Origin of the sequence: Paenibacillus sp. J53TS2 (assembly GCF_018403305.1) — a bacterium.
Lineage (GTDB): Bacteria > Bacillota > Bacilli > Paenibacillales > Paenibacillaceae > Fontibacillus > Fontibacillus rhizolycopersici.
In genome coordinates this window covers 288,476-301,366 of record NZ_BOSK01000001.1, presented here as the reverse complement: position 1 = coordinate 301,366, position 12,891 = coordinate 288,476, and the positions used below count along the sequence as shown (strand labels likewise).

General features: G+C 52.2%; 14 protein-coding genes and 1 tRNA gene. 14 read left to right on the top strand and 1 reads right to left on the bottom strand.

Annotation, left to right across the window (positions count from 1 at the left end):
* Nucleotides 1-20 precede the first annotated feature (20 nt).
* From smc to trmD, 9 genes are all read left to right on the top strand, one after another.
* Nucleotides 21-3,593 carry a chromosome segregation protein SMC gene (gene smc / locus KJS42_RS01435; RefSeq protein ID WP_213621742.1) on the top strand — a complete coding sequence of 1,191 codons (3,573 nt, stop codon included), beginning with the start codon at nucleotides 21-23 and terminating at the stop codon, nucleotides 3,591-3,593.
* A gap of 163 nt (nucleotides 3,594-3,756) precedes the next feature.
* Nucleotides 3,757-4,752 (top strand): signal recognition particle-docking protein FtsY, encoded by a 996-nt coding sequence (gene ftsY / locus KJS42_RS01430; protein WP_213621741.1) that lies wholly within the window; start codon nucleotides 3,757-3,759, stop codon nucleotides 4,750-4,752.
* Nucleotides 4,753-4,849: 97 nt separating this feature from the next.
* Nucleotides 4,850-5,497, top strand: a complete 648-nt coding sequence (trhA, locus tag KJS42_RS01425; RefSeq protein ID WP_155607368.1) for a PAQR family membrane homeostasis protein TrhA — start codon at nucleotides 4,850-4,852, stop codon at nucleotides 5,495-5,497.
* A gap of 188 nt (nucleotides 5,498-5,685) precedes the next feature.
* On the top strand, nucleotides 5,686-6,039 hold the full coding sequence (locus KJS42_RS01420; protein ID WP_155607367.1) for a putative DNA-binding protein: 354 nt from the start codon (nucleotides 5,686-5,688) through the stop codon (nucleotides 6,037-6,039).
* A gap of 76 nt (nucleotides 6,040-6,115) precedes the next feature.
* Complete coding sequence (ffh, locus tag KJS42_RS01415; RefSeq protein ID WP_155607366.1) at nucleotides 6,116-7,492, top strand: signal recognition particle protein; 1,377 nt, start codon at nucleotides 6,116-6,118, stop codon at nucleotides 7,490-7,492.
* 36 nt (nucleotides 7,493-7,528) lie between these two features.
* Entirely contained in the window at nucleotides 7,529-7,801 is a 273-nt protein-coding gene (gene rpsP / locus KJS42_RS01410; protein ID WP_059045412.1) for a 30S ribosomal protein S16, read from the top strand.
* Nucleotides 7,802-7,823: 22 nt separating this feature from the next.
* Nucleotides 7,824-8,054 (top strand): KH domain-containing protein, encoded by a 231-nt coding sequence (locus KJS42_RS01405; protein WP_213621740.1) that lies wholly within the window; start codon nucleotides 7,824-7,826, stop codon nucleotides 8,052-8,054.
* 139 nt (nucleotides 8,055-8,193) lie between these two features.
* Entirely contained in the window at nucleotides 8,194-8,712 is a 519-nt protein-coding gene (gene rimM, locus KJS42_RS01400) for a ribosome maturation factor RimM (RefSeq protein WP_155607364.1), read from the top strand.
* A 1-nt stretch (nucleotide 8,713) separates the two neighbouring features.
* A complete protein-coding gene (gene trmD / locus KJS42_RS01395) occupies nucleotides 8,714-9,508 on the top strand; it encodes a tRNA (guanosine(37)-N1)-methyltransferase TrmD (RefSeq protein ID WP_155607363.1) in 795 nt (264 codons plus the stop codon).
* 54 nt (nucleotides 9,509-9,562) lie between these two features.
* Here trmD and KJS42_RS01390 read toward each other — a convergent pair whose 3' ends face one another.
* Nucleotides 9,563-10,078 (bottom strand): stalk domain-containing protein, encoded by a 516-nt coding sequence (locus tag KJS42_RS01390; protein ID WP_193415194.1) that lies wholly within the window; start codon nucleotides 10,076-10,078, stop codon nucleotides 9,563-9,565.
* Nucleotides 10,079-10,233: 155 nt separating this feature from the next.
* On the opposite strand from KJS42_RS01390, the gene KJS42_RS01385 reads away from it, so the two are divergent.
* From KJS42_RS01385 to lepB, 5 genes are all read left to right on the top strand, one after another.
* Nucleotides 10,234-10,312 (top strand) — tRNA-Pro (locus KJS42_RS01385).
* A 108-nt stretch (nucleotides 10,313-10,420) separates the two neighbouring features.
* Nucleotides 10,421-11,188, top strand: a complete 768-nt coding sequence (locus KJS42_RS01380; protein ID WP_213621739.1) for a GNAT family N-acetyltransferase — start codon at nucleotides 10,421-10,423, stop codon at nucleotides 11,186-11,188.
* A 68-nt stretch (nucleotides 11,189-11,256) separates the two neighbouring features.
* Nucleotides 11,257-11,511: a hypothetical protein gene (locus KJS42_RS01375; protein WP_155607338.1), complete on the top strand. Its 255-nt coding sequence runs from the start codon at nucleotides 11,257-11,259 to the stop codon at nucleotides 11,509-11,511.
* Between the two features lie 239 nt (nucleotides 11,512-11,750).
* The gene (gene rplS, locus KJS42_RS01370; protein ID WP_155607337.1) at nucleotides 11,751-12,095 is read left to right on the top strand and encodes a 50S ribosomal protein L19; all 345 of its coding nucleotides are present in this window, start codon (nucleotides 11,751-11,753) and stop codon (nucleotides 12,093-12,095) included.
* A 92-nt stretch (nucleotides 12,096-12,187) separates the two neighbouring features.
* Nucleotides 12,188-12,856, top strand: coding sequence for a signal peptidase I (gene lepB / locus KJS42_RS01365; RefSeq protein WP_213621738.1), 669 nt, complete (start codon nucleotides 12,188-12,190; stop codon nucleotides 12,854-12,856).
* The last annotated feature ends 35 nt before the right edge of the window (nucleotides 12,857-12,891 follow it).

The following is a 12,891-nucleotide window of genomic DNA, read 5'->3' as shown; positions in this document are numbered from 1 at the left end:
GTAGAGGTGATAGTGAACGTATGTTTTTGAAACGGATAGAGTTAGCGGGCTTCAAATCGTTCGCCGATAAGACGGAGATGGAATTCGTCCGCGGCATTACCGCCGTGGTTGGACCGAACGGTAGCGGTAAGAGCAACATCTCCGACGGCATCCGCTGGGTGCTCGGGGAACAAAGCGCCAAATCTTTGCGCGGCGGGAAAATGGAAGATATCATTTTTGCCGGCAGCGACGCGCGCAAGGCGGTAAATTTCAGCGAGGTGTCGCTAACGCTGGACAACACCGATCAGGCGTTACCGCTCGATTTCAGTGAAGTGACGGTCACCCGGCGGGTCCATCGCAGCGGGGACAGTGAATATTTCATCAACAAACAGTCCTGTCGGCTGAAGGATATTACCGAGCTGTTCATGGATACGGGGATCGGGAAGGAAGCTTACTCTATCATTGGGCAGGGCCGGATCGAAGAGATTCTGAGTACGCGCTCGGAGGATCGCCGCGGTATTTTCGAAGAGGCTTCGGGGATCGTGAAATACAAGAGCCGTAAGCGTGACGCCCGCCGCAAGTTAGATGAAACCGAGCAAAATCTGCTGCGCATCAATGATTTAGTGGTTGAGCTGGAGGATCAGATCGAACCGCTGAAGGAGCAGTCGGAGAAAGCGATCATATACAAGGAATTGCGCGAGCAATTGAAAAATAAAGAGATTTCGTTATATGTGCATCAGATTGAGCAAATCCACGCTTCGTGGAGCGAGGCCAATGCCAAGCTAGCCAAACTCCAGGAGGAGCAGTTGGCCTTGTCAACCGTCGTCTCCGCGCACGATGCCAAACTGGAGAGCGATCGTCTGGCGCTTCGACAGGTGGAGGACCAAATTGAGCTGTTGCAAGGACAGTTGCTTGAATATAGCGAAAGCTATGAAAAAAGCGAAGGTTATGGCGAGGTTTTGAAGGAACGCGCCAAGAACCTGACTCAAAATCGCGAGCAGCTTCGCCAATCTCTGGAGGTTAGTGAAGAGCGGTTCGCCCAGCGGCAGCAAGAAATGGAGCAGATGGCTGCCAAGTTCGCCGCAGCAGAACAGCAGCTTAGCGAGCTGCGCAATGAACTGGCGGCCGAAGAGGCGAAGCTGATCGGCGTGACCGGCGGCATCAGCCAAGTGCAGGAGGAAGGCTTGAAAGGCCAACTTCTCGACATCATGAATCGGATGGCGCAATCCCGCAACGAGATCCATTATGCCGAACAGCAGAAAGACAGCGTCAAACGCCGGATGGAACGTGCCGAAGAGGAAGGCGTCAAATGGACGGATGAACTGGAAAGACTCAAGGGCAGCAAGGCCGAGTTGGAGAAGGTGCTGGATAAGCTGGGCAAGGAAATTGCCGAAGTGCGGGGACAGTACATCCAGGAAAGCGAGCGCGTGAATTCGCTGCAGAAGCTCGTTGAAGAGAGCCAAAGCAATATCCGCAAATGGGAGCAGAAACGCGAGGGTTTGGTTTCCCGGCGCGATACGATGAAGGAGATGGAGGACGACTACGACGGGTTTGTCCTTGGCGTTAAGGAAGTCCTGAAGGCGTCGAAAAAATCGGCATTATCCGGAGTGCATGGCGCGGTCGCCGAATTGATCCGAGTTCCGGAAAAGCTTGAGCTGGCCGTAGAAACGGCGCTGGGCGCCGCTATGCAGCATATCGTCATGGAGAACGAAGCCGTATCGCGGCAGGCGATCGCTTTCCTGAAGCAGCGGCAACTGGGCCGTGCAACATTTCTGCCACTGGACGTCATCCGTCCGCGCCAAATTTCCGCGGCGGACAAGCGCCAGTTGGAAGAGGCGGACGGATTCGTCGGAATCGGCGCAGAACTGGTCGGTTATGAGCCGCGGTATGCGGATATCGTCGGCAGCCTGCTCGGCAACGTCGTCTTTGCCAGCGATTTGGAACGAGCGAACAAGATGGCGGCAAGGCTGCAATATCGCTTCCGAATCGTGACGTTGGAAGGCGACGTTGTGAATGCCGGCGGTTCGATGACCGGGGGCTCTCAGCATCGTAAGAACAGCAACCTGCTGGGACGTAAACGTCAGCTCGACCAGCTTGCCAGCGACATTCGCGAGAGCGAGGAGATGCTGGATAAGCTGCGCAAAGGGATAACCGACGTTCGCAGCCAACTGGCTAAGGCGGAAAGCGAGCTGACGCGACTGCGCGAAGCCGGCGATGCCAAGCGGGTTGAGGAGCAATCTTGCGCTGGTGACCTGAAGCAGGTTGATCATGAATGGCGTCACGTTTCCGAGCAATTTGAGCTGTATGGTCAAGAGAAGGGCCACTACCTGAAGGAGCTCGAGGAGCTTGAGGCAACGAAGAAAGCTGCGGAAGAACGTCTCGTAGAGCTGGAGAAAGAAGAGCAAACCGTCCAGCAATCGATCCGGGCGGCCGAATTCGCACGTAAAGCAAGCGAGTCGGCCAAGGAGGAACTCCAGGATTTACTGACCGATCTGAAGGTTCGGGAAGGCAAGCTGGATCAGGAGTGCCAGTCGCTGCGCGAGCAGCTGCGCCGCGCGGAGAACGAGTTCAAGGTTCAGGAGCGTGAGTTGGGGCAAAATCGCACGATTTTGCAATCGATCGAAGTGGACTTGCAGCAAAATGAGGAACAGACCGTCAAGCAACGGGAAGAGCTCAACGATTTCAAGCTGAAGAAGGAACGCGCTAGCGAGCAGCTCGAACTGGAACGGGCTTCGCGCGCCGTGCTCGTGAAGAAGCTGGAGGAAGGCGAAAGCGAAACGAAGGAGCAGCGGCTTGGGCTGAAGGCCGTGGAGGAGCAACTGCGCCAGACGGAAATCCAGGCGAACCGTCTCGACGTGGAGCTGGACAATATCCTGCGTAAGTTGTCTGAGGATTATGAGCTTAGCTATGAATTGGCTAAGCAGCGTTATGCCGTACCGGAGGATGTGCCGCAAACCCAAACGGAAGTCAAGGAGCTGAAGCGGCAAATTACCTTGCTTGGGGATGTGAATCTCGGTGCGATTGAGGAATACAACCGCGTATCCGAGCGTTACCAGTTCCTCAGTGAACAGAAAGATGACCTCGTTGAAGCGAAAACCACCTTGTATCAGGTCATCCGCGAGATGGACGAGGAGATGTCCAAACGCTTTAAAACGACGTTTGATGCCATTCGCCGCGAATTTGTGATCGTCTTCTCGAAGCTGTTTGGCGGTGGACGGGCGGACCTGATTCTGGTTGATCCGGACAATCTGCTCGATACGGGGATCGATGTGGTCGCCCAACCGCCGGGCAAGAAGCTGCAGAACTTACAGCTGCTCTCCGGTGGAGAGCGGGCTTTGACGGCAATGGCCCTGCTGTTCGCCATTCTACAGGTGAAACCCGTCCCTTTCTGCGTGCTCGACGAAGTCGAAGCCGCGTTGGACGAGGCCAACGTGGCTCGTTTCGCCCAGTATTTGCGCGAATTCTCCGAACAGACGCAGTTTATCGTGGTTACCCACCGCAAAGGGACGATGGAGGAAGCCGATGTGCTATACGGCGTGACCATGGAGGAAGGCGGCGTGTCCAAGCTCGTCTCCGTGAAGCTGGAGGACGAAGAGACGGTCGAAATTGCTTAAGCAAGGCGTAAGGCAAATTCAAATTACGGTGGCTTGGGAGTCAAGGTAATGGCTTGGCTCTCCTGCCACGTTTTTATTTTTCGCGCCGAGGTTGCAGGAAATTGCTTGGATCTTCGCGGTATGCGATAATGAGTTCGAAGTGATGAAGGAGGAAATAATCCCTATGAGTTTCTTTAAGAAACTGAAAGAAAGCATTGCATCCAAAACGGAATCCGTAACCAAACAATTCCGGGACGGGCTCGAAAAAAGCCGTAAGGGCTTTGTTGAAAAAGTGACGGAGCTCGTCACTCGACGCAAAAAGATCGATGAGGAATTTTTCGAAGAGCTGGAGGAAATTTTAATCGGAGCCGATGTCGGCGTGAACACCGTGCTGAAGCTGATCGACGATCTGCGGGCGGAAGTGAAGCAACGCCGCATCGAGGAAGCTTCGGAGCTGCAGCCGTTGCTGTCGGAGAAGCTGACTGAGCTGCTACGCGGTGATGAAGACAGCGAAATGCATTTGAATACGGACGGGATCAGCGTCATTTTGTTCGTCGGCGTCAACGGCGTTGGCAAAACGACAACGATCGGCAAGTTGGCCCATTATTATAAGCGACAGGGTAAGAAGGTCATTCTGGCCGCTGGGGACACGTTCCGCGCAGGCGCGATCGAGCAGTTGGAGGTCTGGGGCAAACGGGCCCAGGTTGACGTGATCAAGCAGCAGGCCGGTTCCGATCCGGCGGCGGTCATGTTCGACGCGGTTCAGGCCGCCAAGCAGCGCGGGGCAGACATCCTGCTGTGCGATACGGCAGGACGTTTGCAGAATAAGTCCAACTTGATGGAGGAGCTGAACAAGATTTACCGCGTCATTCAGCGGGAAATTCCAGGCGCTCCGCATGAGGTTTTGATGGTGCTGGACGCGACCACCGGACAAAACGCGCTGAGTCAAGCCAAACTGTTTGGCGAGAAGAGCGGCGTGACCGGTCTGGTGCTCACAAAGCTGGACGGCACCGCTAAAGGCGGGATCGTCATTGCCATCCGCCAGGAGCTGAGCCTTCCGGTAAAATTCGTTGGACTCGGCGAAAAGATGGACGACCTCCAACCCTTCGATTCCCAGCAGTTCGTACATGGCTTGTTTGCCGGCTTGATCGCGGATGAGGAAGAGGCGGAAGAGGCTTAAACCGGTAGTAGTAACATGTGGCGGTGCTCCATCGTATGATGATCCTAGGCAGACGCCCGGCAAGACAGACTATATAGAGATTTTAGGAGGTGACAGGATGGCCAATACGCATACTTACGACCGTCGCGAGGAAATCGCCAATGCGATCACTCACGGGATCGGCGCCTTGCTCAGCTTGGCGGGATTAGTATTGCTGATCGTTTTTTCCAGCATGAAGGGCACGGCTTGGCATGTCGTCAGCTTTACTATATACGGAGCGAGCATGCTGCTGCTGTACCTGTGTTCCACCCTCGTACACAGCTTCAAAGAAGGGAAATTGAAAGACCTGTTCGAGTTTTTTGACCATTCCTCCATTTACATTTACATCGCGGGAACGTACACGCCGTTCATGCTGGTGGCCGTTCGAGGGCCGCTCGGCTGGAGCCTGTTCGGAACCGTTTGGGGGATTGCTTTACTGGGCGTCGTATTCAAAGCGTTCTTCGTCAAAAGATTCCTGTTCATGTCGACGATCTTCTACTTAATCATGGGTTGGTTGATCGTCATCGCCTGGGGGCCGCTGACCGTGGCAATGCCACATCAAGGGATCGTCCTGCTGGTTGCGGGTGGGCTAGCGTATACGCTTGGCACGGTTTTCTACGTATGGCGAGGATTTCCGTACCACCACGCGATCTGGCATTTGTTCGTGCTTGGCGGCAGTGTGACACACTTCTTTGCGATTTTGCTTTATCTGCTGCCCCATCATTAATGGATTGATATTGACGTTCAAGCCGCTTTCCGAGGATTCGGAAAGCGGCTTTTTTGCCAAAGTGATGGAGTAGGTAGGCAATTGTATACATGTTAAGGAAAAATGCTTGACATCCACTACGGCATTCGGTATCATAGGAAAAGTTGATGCGCTGTAAAGTGTTTTTCCTTGACGGAGGGGGTGCCCAGATGAGTCAGGAGAATAGGCTTGAGAAGACGAACCGGATCAACCTTTTGTTTGACTTCTATGAAGTGCTGCTTACGGAGAAACAGCAGACCTTCTTAAAATATTATTTTCTCGATGATTTCTCGTTGGGCGAAATCGCCGCCGAGTTCGAGATTAGCCGCCAGGCGGTATATGAGCATATTAAACGGGCTGAAGGCATGCTGGAAACATATGAGGAGAAGCTGGGTTTATTGAAGAAACACGAAGCGCGGAGCGGCGTGTTGTCCCGGCTGGAGCAACTTATGGAAGACAGCGGCATGTCCCCGTTACATAAAGAAACGGCAAGAAATTTGCTTCGCGAGGCGGAGCAATTGTAAGATGACGATATACAGCTAAATCAAGTTCAAAAAGTCAGCATTCTGAACTACCTTAATGAATGGGGGTGACTGTCATATGGCATTTGAAGGATTGACAAGCCGCTTGCAAAGTGTGTTCAGCAAGCTTCGAGGCAAAGGCAAGGTATCGGAGGACGATGTCAACGAAGCGATGCGCGAGGTTCGGCTTGCTTTGCTGGAAGCGGACGTCAACTTTAAAGTCGTCAAGGAATTCATCGCCAAGGTGAAGGAGAAGGCGGTCGGCAAGGAGGTCATGGACAGCTTTACGCCGGGCATGGTCATCATCGATATCGTCAACAAAGAGCTGACTGAGCTCATGGGCGGTAGCCAAGCCAAGCTAGCCCGCAGTAATCGGCCGCCAACGGTCGTCATGATGGCAGGCCTGCAAGGGGCCGGTAAGACGACGACCTCGGCCAAGCTGGCCAAACTGCTGCTGAAAGAGAATCATCGGCCGCTGCTCGTAGCGGGTGACATTTACCGTCCCGCGGCGATCAAGCAGCTGCAGGTACTCGGCGAGCAGATCAAAGTGCCAGTCTTTACGCTGCCGGAAGGCAACAGCCCGGTTGAAATCGCTCGTCAGGCTCTGCAGCATGCCAAGGACAACGGCAACGATTACCTATTGATCGATACCGCTGGCCGATTGCACATTGACGAAGAGCTGATGGAGGAGCTGCGGCAAATCCATGAGGTAACAAAGCCGGATGAAGTCCTGTTGGTCGTGGACGCCATGACCGGTCAGGATGCGGTGAACGTGGCGGAGAGCTTTAACCAGCAGCTAACCCTGACCGGGGTTGTGCTGACCAAGCTTGATGGGGACACCCGCGGCGGTGCGGCGTTGTCGGTCAAAGCCGTAACCGGCTGTCCGATCAAATTCGCCGCGCTTGGCGAGAAGATTGATGCGCTGGAGCCGTTCCATCCAGAGCGGATGGCTTCCCGGATTCTCGGCATGGGCGACATGCTGTCGCTGATCGAGAAAGCCCAGGCCAACATCGACACGGAAAAAGCGAAGGAAATGGAACGGAAAATGCGCAATGCGGAGTTTACGTTCGATGATTTCCTGGAACAAATGGATCAGGTCAAGAAGCTTGGGCCGCTGGATCAGCTCATGGATATGATTCCGGGTATGGGCAAGATGAAACAGATGCAGAACGTCAAGGTTGACGAGAAGCAAATGGGCCGAGTGGAAGCTATCGTGCATTCGATGACCAAAGAGGAGAAGCAACATCCCGATATGATCAATCATAGCCGGCGCAAACGGATTGCCGCAGGCAGCGGGACCACGCTCGCCGATGTCAATCGCTTGATCAAGCAGTTTGATGAAATGCGCCGCGTGATGAAGCAGTTCTCCGATATGATGGGGCCGAAAGGCAAAGGCAACAAGATGATGAAGCAGTTAGGTAAAGCCGGCAAAGGGATGCGTTTTCCTTTCCGTTAATTCTAAAATGTTCATTCTTTGAAGGAGGTGAATTTCGTGGCAGTTCGTATTCGTTTGAAACGTATTGGTGCTCATAAAGCTCCTTTCTACCGTATCGTGGTATCGAATTCTCGTTCCCCGCGTGACGGCCGTTTTATCGAGGAGATTGGTTACTATAACCCGGTTGCACAACCGGCAGTAGTCAACATCGATGAAGAAAAAGCATTGAAATGGCTCCAAGATGGTGCGCAAGCATCTGATACCGTTCGCAATCTGCTGAGCAAAGCAGGCGTTATGAAGAAATTCCATGAACTTAGACAGCAGAAATAATTGCTGATTCGGAGGGTCGTATATGGAACAATTAGTCGGCGTTATCGCGAAGGCTCTTGTTGATCATCCGGACGACGTGCGTGTGGAGGTCGTGGAGAAGGATCACCTGATCGTTTATGAACTTTCCGTACATCCCGACGATGTAGGGAAGGTCATCGGCAAGCAGGGGAGAATCGCCAAGGCGCTCCGCATGGTCGTAGCATCGGCAGCGGTCAAGATGGATAAGCGGGTCACCGTGGATATCATGTCTTGATCGGTAACTTCATAATGGTAGACGAAAGTGGGTTAGGATGTTTGTCCTAGCCCTTTTTCGTACATGCTGAAGCAGAAGGATCCTTCGGACGGATGGTTCAGCTGCAAGAATGACAGGATAAATCTATTGGGAGGTTAATATGTCGGATTCATTATTGTCGGTAGGCAAAATCGTGAATACGCACGGGATTCGCGGGGAGCTTCGAGTGCTGCTGCAGACGGACTTTCCGGAGGTGCGTTTTGCTCCGAAAAATCGGCTTCTGATCATTCATCCGGAAACCGGGGAAAGGCTCGAGGTTACCGTACAAACGGCCCGGCCTTACAAACAGATGTACATCGTGAAATTCGCTGAATTTTCCCATATTAATGAGGTAGAACCGCTTAAGGGCCGTGAGCTGAAAGTACCCAAGACGGAATCCGTAGAGTTACCGGAGAACGAATATTATTTCCATGAAATCATCGGCTGTCAGGTTGTGAGCGATGAGGGTGAAGATCTGGGCCAAATCGTGGAAATCTTACGGCCAGGTGCCAACGACGTTTGGGTGACCAAGCTGCCAAGCGGCAAACAGCTGCTGCTCCCGGTGATCGATGACGTCGTCTTGGACGTCAACGTGAAGGAGAAAACCATCAAGGTGCATATTATGGAAGGGCTGTTGTAGCATGAGGGTGGATGTGTTGACCCTGTTCCCGGAAATGTTCGCCGGCGTATTCGGCAGCAGCATTCTTGGAAAAGCCCGCGAAAAGGGCATCGTTTCGTTAAATGCCATCAACTTTCGGGATTACGCGGGTAATAAGCACGGCAGCGTTGATGACACCCCTTATGGCGGAGGCGGGGGGATGGTGCTCAAGCCGGAACCGATCTTCCGTGCGGTTGAGGATTTGCTTGGACAGCCAGCCAGCGAAGAAGCTTTCGAACCCTCAATACAAGTAGCGCCTAAACGTGCACCACGCATTATTCTGATGTGTCCGCAAGGGGAGACGTTTACCCAGAAGAAAGCGGAGGAATTAGCCCAGGAAGATCATCTCGTCTTTATTTGCGGACATTATGAAGGTTATGACGAACGAATTCGCGAACATTTGGTTACGGATGAGTTGTCCATCGGGGATTACGTGCTGACCGGCGGTGAACTTCCCGCGATGGTCGTAATCGATAGTGTAACGCGTCTCCTACCCGGCGTGTTGGGCAACGAAACAAGTGCGGTGACGGATTCCTTCAGTACCGGTTTGTTGGAATATCCGCATTACACCCGCCCGGTTGAATTTCGCGGGTGGAAGGTGCCGGAGATCCTGCTCAGCGGACATCATGCCAATGTTGACGAATGGCGGCGGCAAGAGGCGCTTCGCCGGACCTGGCAGCGCCGTCCGGATTTGCTGGAGGGACTTGAATTGACAGAGAAGGACAAGCGCTGGCTGAAGGTGTTGCAGGAGGAAGCTACGGTTAAATCAGAAGAGTAATTCCAGGTAAATCAAAACCCCCGGTATTCAAACCGAGGGTTTTTCTGTATCCCATTATTGGACGATATATCCGGCAGCGATGACGTCCTTTTTGCTTAAAAGAACGGATCCCAGCTCCTTCTTGACACTTATCAAATGGGATCCATTCGTAATCACGGAAGTGAATTCCCCGTCCTTAAGGGTAGAGGTATTCAGACTGAAGGCGATCTCATTCCCTGCTCTGATGACGTATACATTGGGGGTATCATCAGATTGCGATGCCGAAAGTCGCGCGTTCGAAGCGACCAGCTCGGACAGCGTGATCCAGTCATTCTTGGAGCTGAAGGAGATGGACTTGGTGGCTGCATGATAGGTCGTTTCATAATTGAACAAGCTTGCGGCATCCCGGATCGGCACGTAAGTCGCTCCGTTAAAGACCAGCGCATCGGCAGTGAGCTTGGTCTGGCCATTCACCACGAAATTGAAATACTTAATGGTGGCTTTGACCGCCTTCGCCGTAGGCGCCGCTGCCGCCACCGATGCCGAGCCTAATAAGGCGCAGGCGGCAATGACTAACACTATTTTTTTCATAATAATTCCTCCAATCACCTATTGTCTTTAAAAAATATTACCCAGATGTTTATCCAATGACATCGGATTTGTCGGCAATTTGAATTGAATTTAGGCAGGTGTCTGACTCTTGCGAGGGTGCGCGCCTATGGCTTATAATGGAAACACCTTCTATATCGGGGTATGGCGCAGTCAGGTAGCGCGCACCCTTGGGGTGGGTGAGGCCGTGGGTTCGAATCCCGCTACTCCGATCCAGAGCAAACCGATGAAACAGGCAAATTCGGGCGTGAAATTTGTCTGTTTCTTTTTTGTGCGCGGCAAGTATAATCAAAGAACCAAAGAACGAATCGAGGGCTTCTGTCTATGACGAATCAAGAGATATTGGATATTGCCATGCAGCAATCCGCCATCGATGCGAACTGCCGCAAAGAAGACTTCTATCTACAGGAAAACAAGGTTGTGTTATCCACGGAGCATCCAAAGGCCAGGAAATATTTGACCTTACCCTTCTACTGCAATTTGATTTCTTACGGAAATAACATTGTGGCTTCCGTTCATCCGGAGATCCGTGAGGTCGTAGAGTCCTATATTAACAAGTACCCCATTGAGCATTGCTTTGAGACTCCAAATTTACATGTGCTCAACGATGAACTACAGCGAAGAAATCGGCGAATTTGCTTTATGGCCGAATACTTCCTTCCGGATATCCAGATGTTAATGGCAGGAGAATGTGACTTCGTGACGCGATTGTTGGGACCTGACGATTTTGCCGATTTGTATACGGCGGAATGGAGCAATGCCCTATGCGAAAAGCGAAAACATCTCGATGTCTTGGCGGTCGCGGCTTACGACGGGAACAAGCTGATTGGATTGGCTGGATGCTCTGCGGACGGTGAATCGATGTGGCAAATCGGGGTTGACGTCTTACCTTCCTATCGCCGAAAGGGGATTGCCGCAGCCTTGACAAGCCGCTTGGCCGTTGAGATTCTGGAGCGTGGGAAGGTTCCTTTCTACTGTGCAGCCTGGTCTAATCTGAAATCGGTGCGCAATGCGATAAAAAGCGGATTTCGGCCGGCTTGGGTCGAGATGACCGCGAAAGAAAGCGAGTTGGTTGCCTCATTTAACCGCTAGTCGCCCATACCGTTCGTCCATCGTTCTCATACTATGCAGTAGCTTGCATAGGAAGGGGAACAAGGGGAATGGTAGAGGCCTATTATAATTGCCTGCATTGCATGAACAAGAAGGTTCGCATATTAACCCGGGATGGCGGAGTTTATGAAGGCACGGTCGTGAAGGTTGACCGGGATAACGTTTATTTGAAAAGATCAGCGAAGGGCCGGGCGCAAACCTCGGCGTTTATTCCGCCTTACGGTTACGGCTACGGGCCTTATGGCGCTAACGAGGAGATCCTGACGCTCAGCTTGTTTACGCTGCTGGCGATCGCATTAATTTAAGATTAGAACTTAAGCCTCCAAGGGATTGGAGGCATTTTTTTGGAAAAATCGGGATAGGATAAAAACAGGTGAAGTTGCGCGGTTAACCCTGTTACTTAGTATATTTTCCTTGCTATGGTTAAGGTATTATGGTACAATTCAATTTGTTGTGAATTCGGTGGTCCGCTGCGGATGATGAAGGAGAACAAGGGGTTCTCCGGAAGAGGCATGAACACCTGAGTGGAAGGAGGGAGTCCTAGATGAATATCGTACAAGCGATTACGCAAGAACAGCTTCGCAAGGATATTCCGAGCTTTCGTCCTGGGGACACTTTGAAAGTGTTCGTTAAGGTTATCGAGGGATCTCGTGAACGTGTCCAATTGTTTGAAGGTGTTGTGATCAAGCGTCGTGGCGGCGGAATCAGCGAAACTTTTACGGTTCGTAAAATTTCCAACGGTGTAGGCGTGGAAAGAACTTTCCCGCTTCATTCCCCAAAACTCGATAAAATCGAAGTGGCTCGCCGTGGTAAAGTGCGTCGTGCGAAGTTGTATTATCTTCGCGAACTTCGCGGTAAAGCAGCGAGAATTAAAGAAGTACGTCGTTAATTTTCCGTTAACGAACAGGGGGCTTGGATCCAATCAAGCCCCTTTACTTTTTTCTTGAGTACATATTTTGAGATAAGGAGAGGTCACGTTCCATGGAGAAGCAAGAACAACAGGACTATCCGGATGTTTCGCCGTCTTCTGGACGAGCGGAACAACTACCTGACGGGCCGGAAACGGTGCAGGCGCCGCCTGCGGGCAAGAAGGAAAAAAGCGAGGCACTGGAATGGCTGAAAGCTATAGCGATCGCCGTTGTGCTGGTTCTCCTGATTCGTTGGCTTTTCTTTGCTCCGTTTATCGTTGACGGCCCGTCGATGCAGCCGAATTTCCATACCGGGGAACGTATCATCGTGAACAAAATCATTTACGATATCCGCGGCCCCAAACATGGCGAAGTCATCGTCTTTCACGTTCCATCCGAGGGACGCGATTTCATTAAACGTGTTATCGGCGTTCCAGGGGATACGGTTCAAGTCGAAGGGGATACGATTACCGTAAACGGTCAGGTTGTGGATGAAACTTACATTAAAGATGCTGTAATTGAGAAGCATAATAATAATGAGCTGTACAATACGGAAGCGAATTTTCCGAATGAGCTAGTTCCGGACGGAACGGTTCCGGAGGGGTATGTCTTCGTACTGGGGGATAACCGTTCGAACAGTACGGACAGCCGGAGGATCGGCTACGTTCCTTACGGAGATATCGTAGGCCGGGCGGACCTGGTGTTCTGGCCGCTCTCGGACCTCCAGTTCATTCGGCACTAGACGAGTTCTGCGCGAATGGGCATACAGTGAGGTCA

What these genes read in the sequence shown, in the direction of transcription:
- trmD (WP_155607363.1), top strand. Translation starts at nt 8,714, where the DNA reads ATGAGGGTGGATGTGTTGACCCTGTTCCCGGAAATGTTCGCCGGCGTA.
- KJS42_RS01375 (WP_155607338.1), top strand. Translation starts at nt 11,257, where the DNA reads ATGGTAGAGGCCTATTATAATTGCCTGCATTGCATGAACAAGAAGGTT.
- rplS (WP_155607337.1), top strand. Translation starts at nt 11,751, where the DNA reads ATGAATATCGTACAAGCGATTACGCAAGAACAGCTTCGCAAGGATATT.
- trhA (WP_155607368.1), top strand. Translation starts at nt 4,850, where the DNA reads ATGGCCAATACGCATACTTACGACCGTCGCGAGGAAATCGCCAATGCG.
- KJS42_RS01405 (WP_213621740.1), top strand. Translation starts at nt 7,824, where the DNA reads ATGGAACAATTAGTCGGCGTTATCGCGAAGGCTCTTGTTGATCATCCG.
- lepB (WP_213621738.1), top strand. Translation starts at nt 12,188, where the DNA reads ATGGAGAAGCAAGAACAACAGGACTATCCGGATGTTTCGCCGTCTTCT.
- KJS42_RS01380 (WP_213621739.1), top strand. Translation starts at nt 10,421, where the DNA reads ATGACGAATCAAGAGATATTGGATATTGCCATGCAGCAATCCGCCATC.
- KJS42_RS01390 (WP_193415194.1), bottom strand. Translation starts at nt 10,078, where the DNA reads ATGAAAAAAATAGTGTTAGTCATTGCCGCCTGCGCCTTATTAGGCTCG.
- KJS42_RS01420 (WP_155607367.1), top strand. Translation starts at nt 5,686, where the DNA reads ATGAGTCAGGAGAATAGGCTTGAGAAGACGAACCGGATCAACCTTTTG.
- rimM (WP_155607364.1), top strand. Translation starts at nt 8,194, where the DNA reads ATGTCGGATTCATTATTGTCGGTAGGCAAAATCGTGAATACGCACGGG.
- ftsY (WP_213621741.1), top strand. Translation starts at nt 3,757, where the DNA reads ATGAGTTTCTTTAAGAAACTGAAAGAAAGCATTGCATCCAAAACGGAA.
- ffh (WP_155607366.1), top strand. Translation starts at nt 6,116, where the DNA reads ATGGCATTTGAAGGATTGACAAGCCGCTTGCAAAGTGTGTTCAGCAAG.
- smc (WP_213621742.1), top strand. Translation starts at nt 21, where the DNA reads ATGTTTTTGAAACGGATAGAGTTAGCGGGCTTCAAATCGTTCGCCGAT.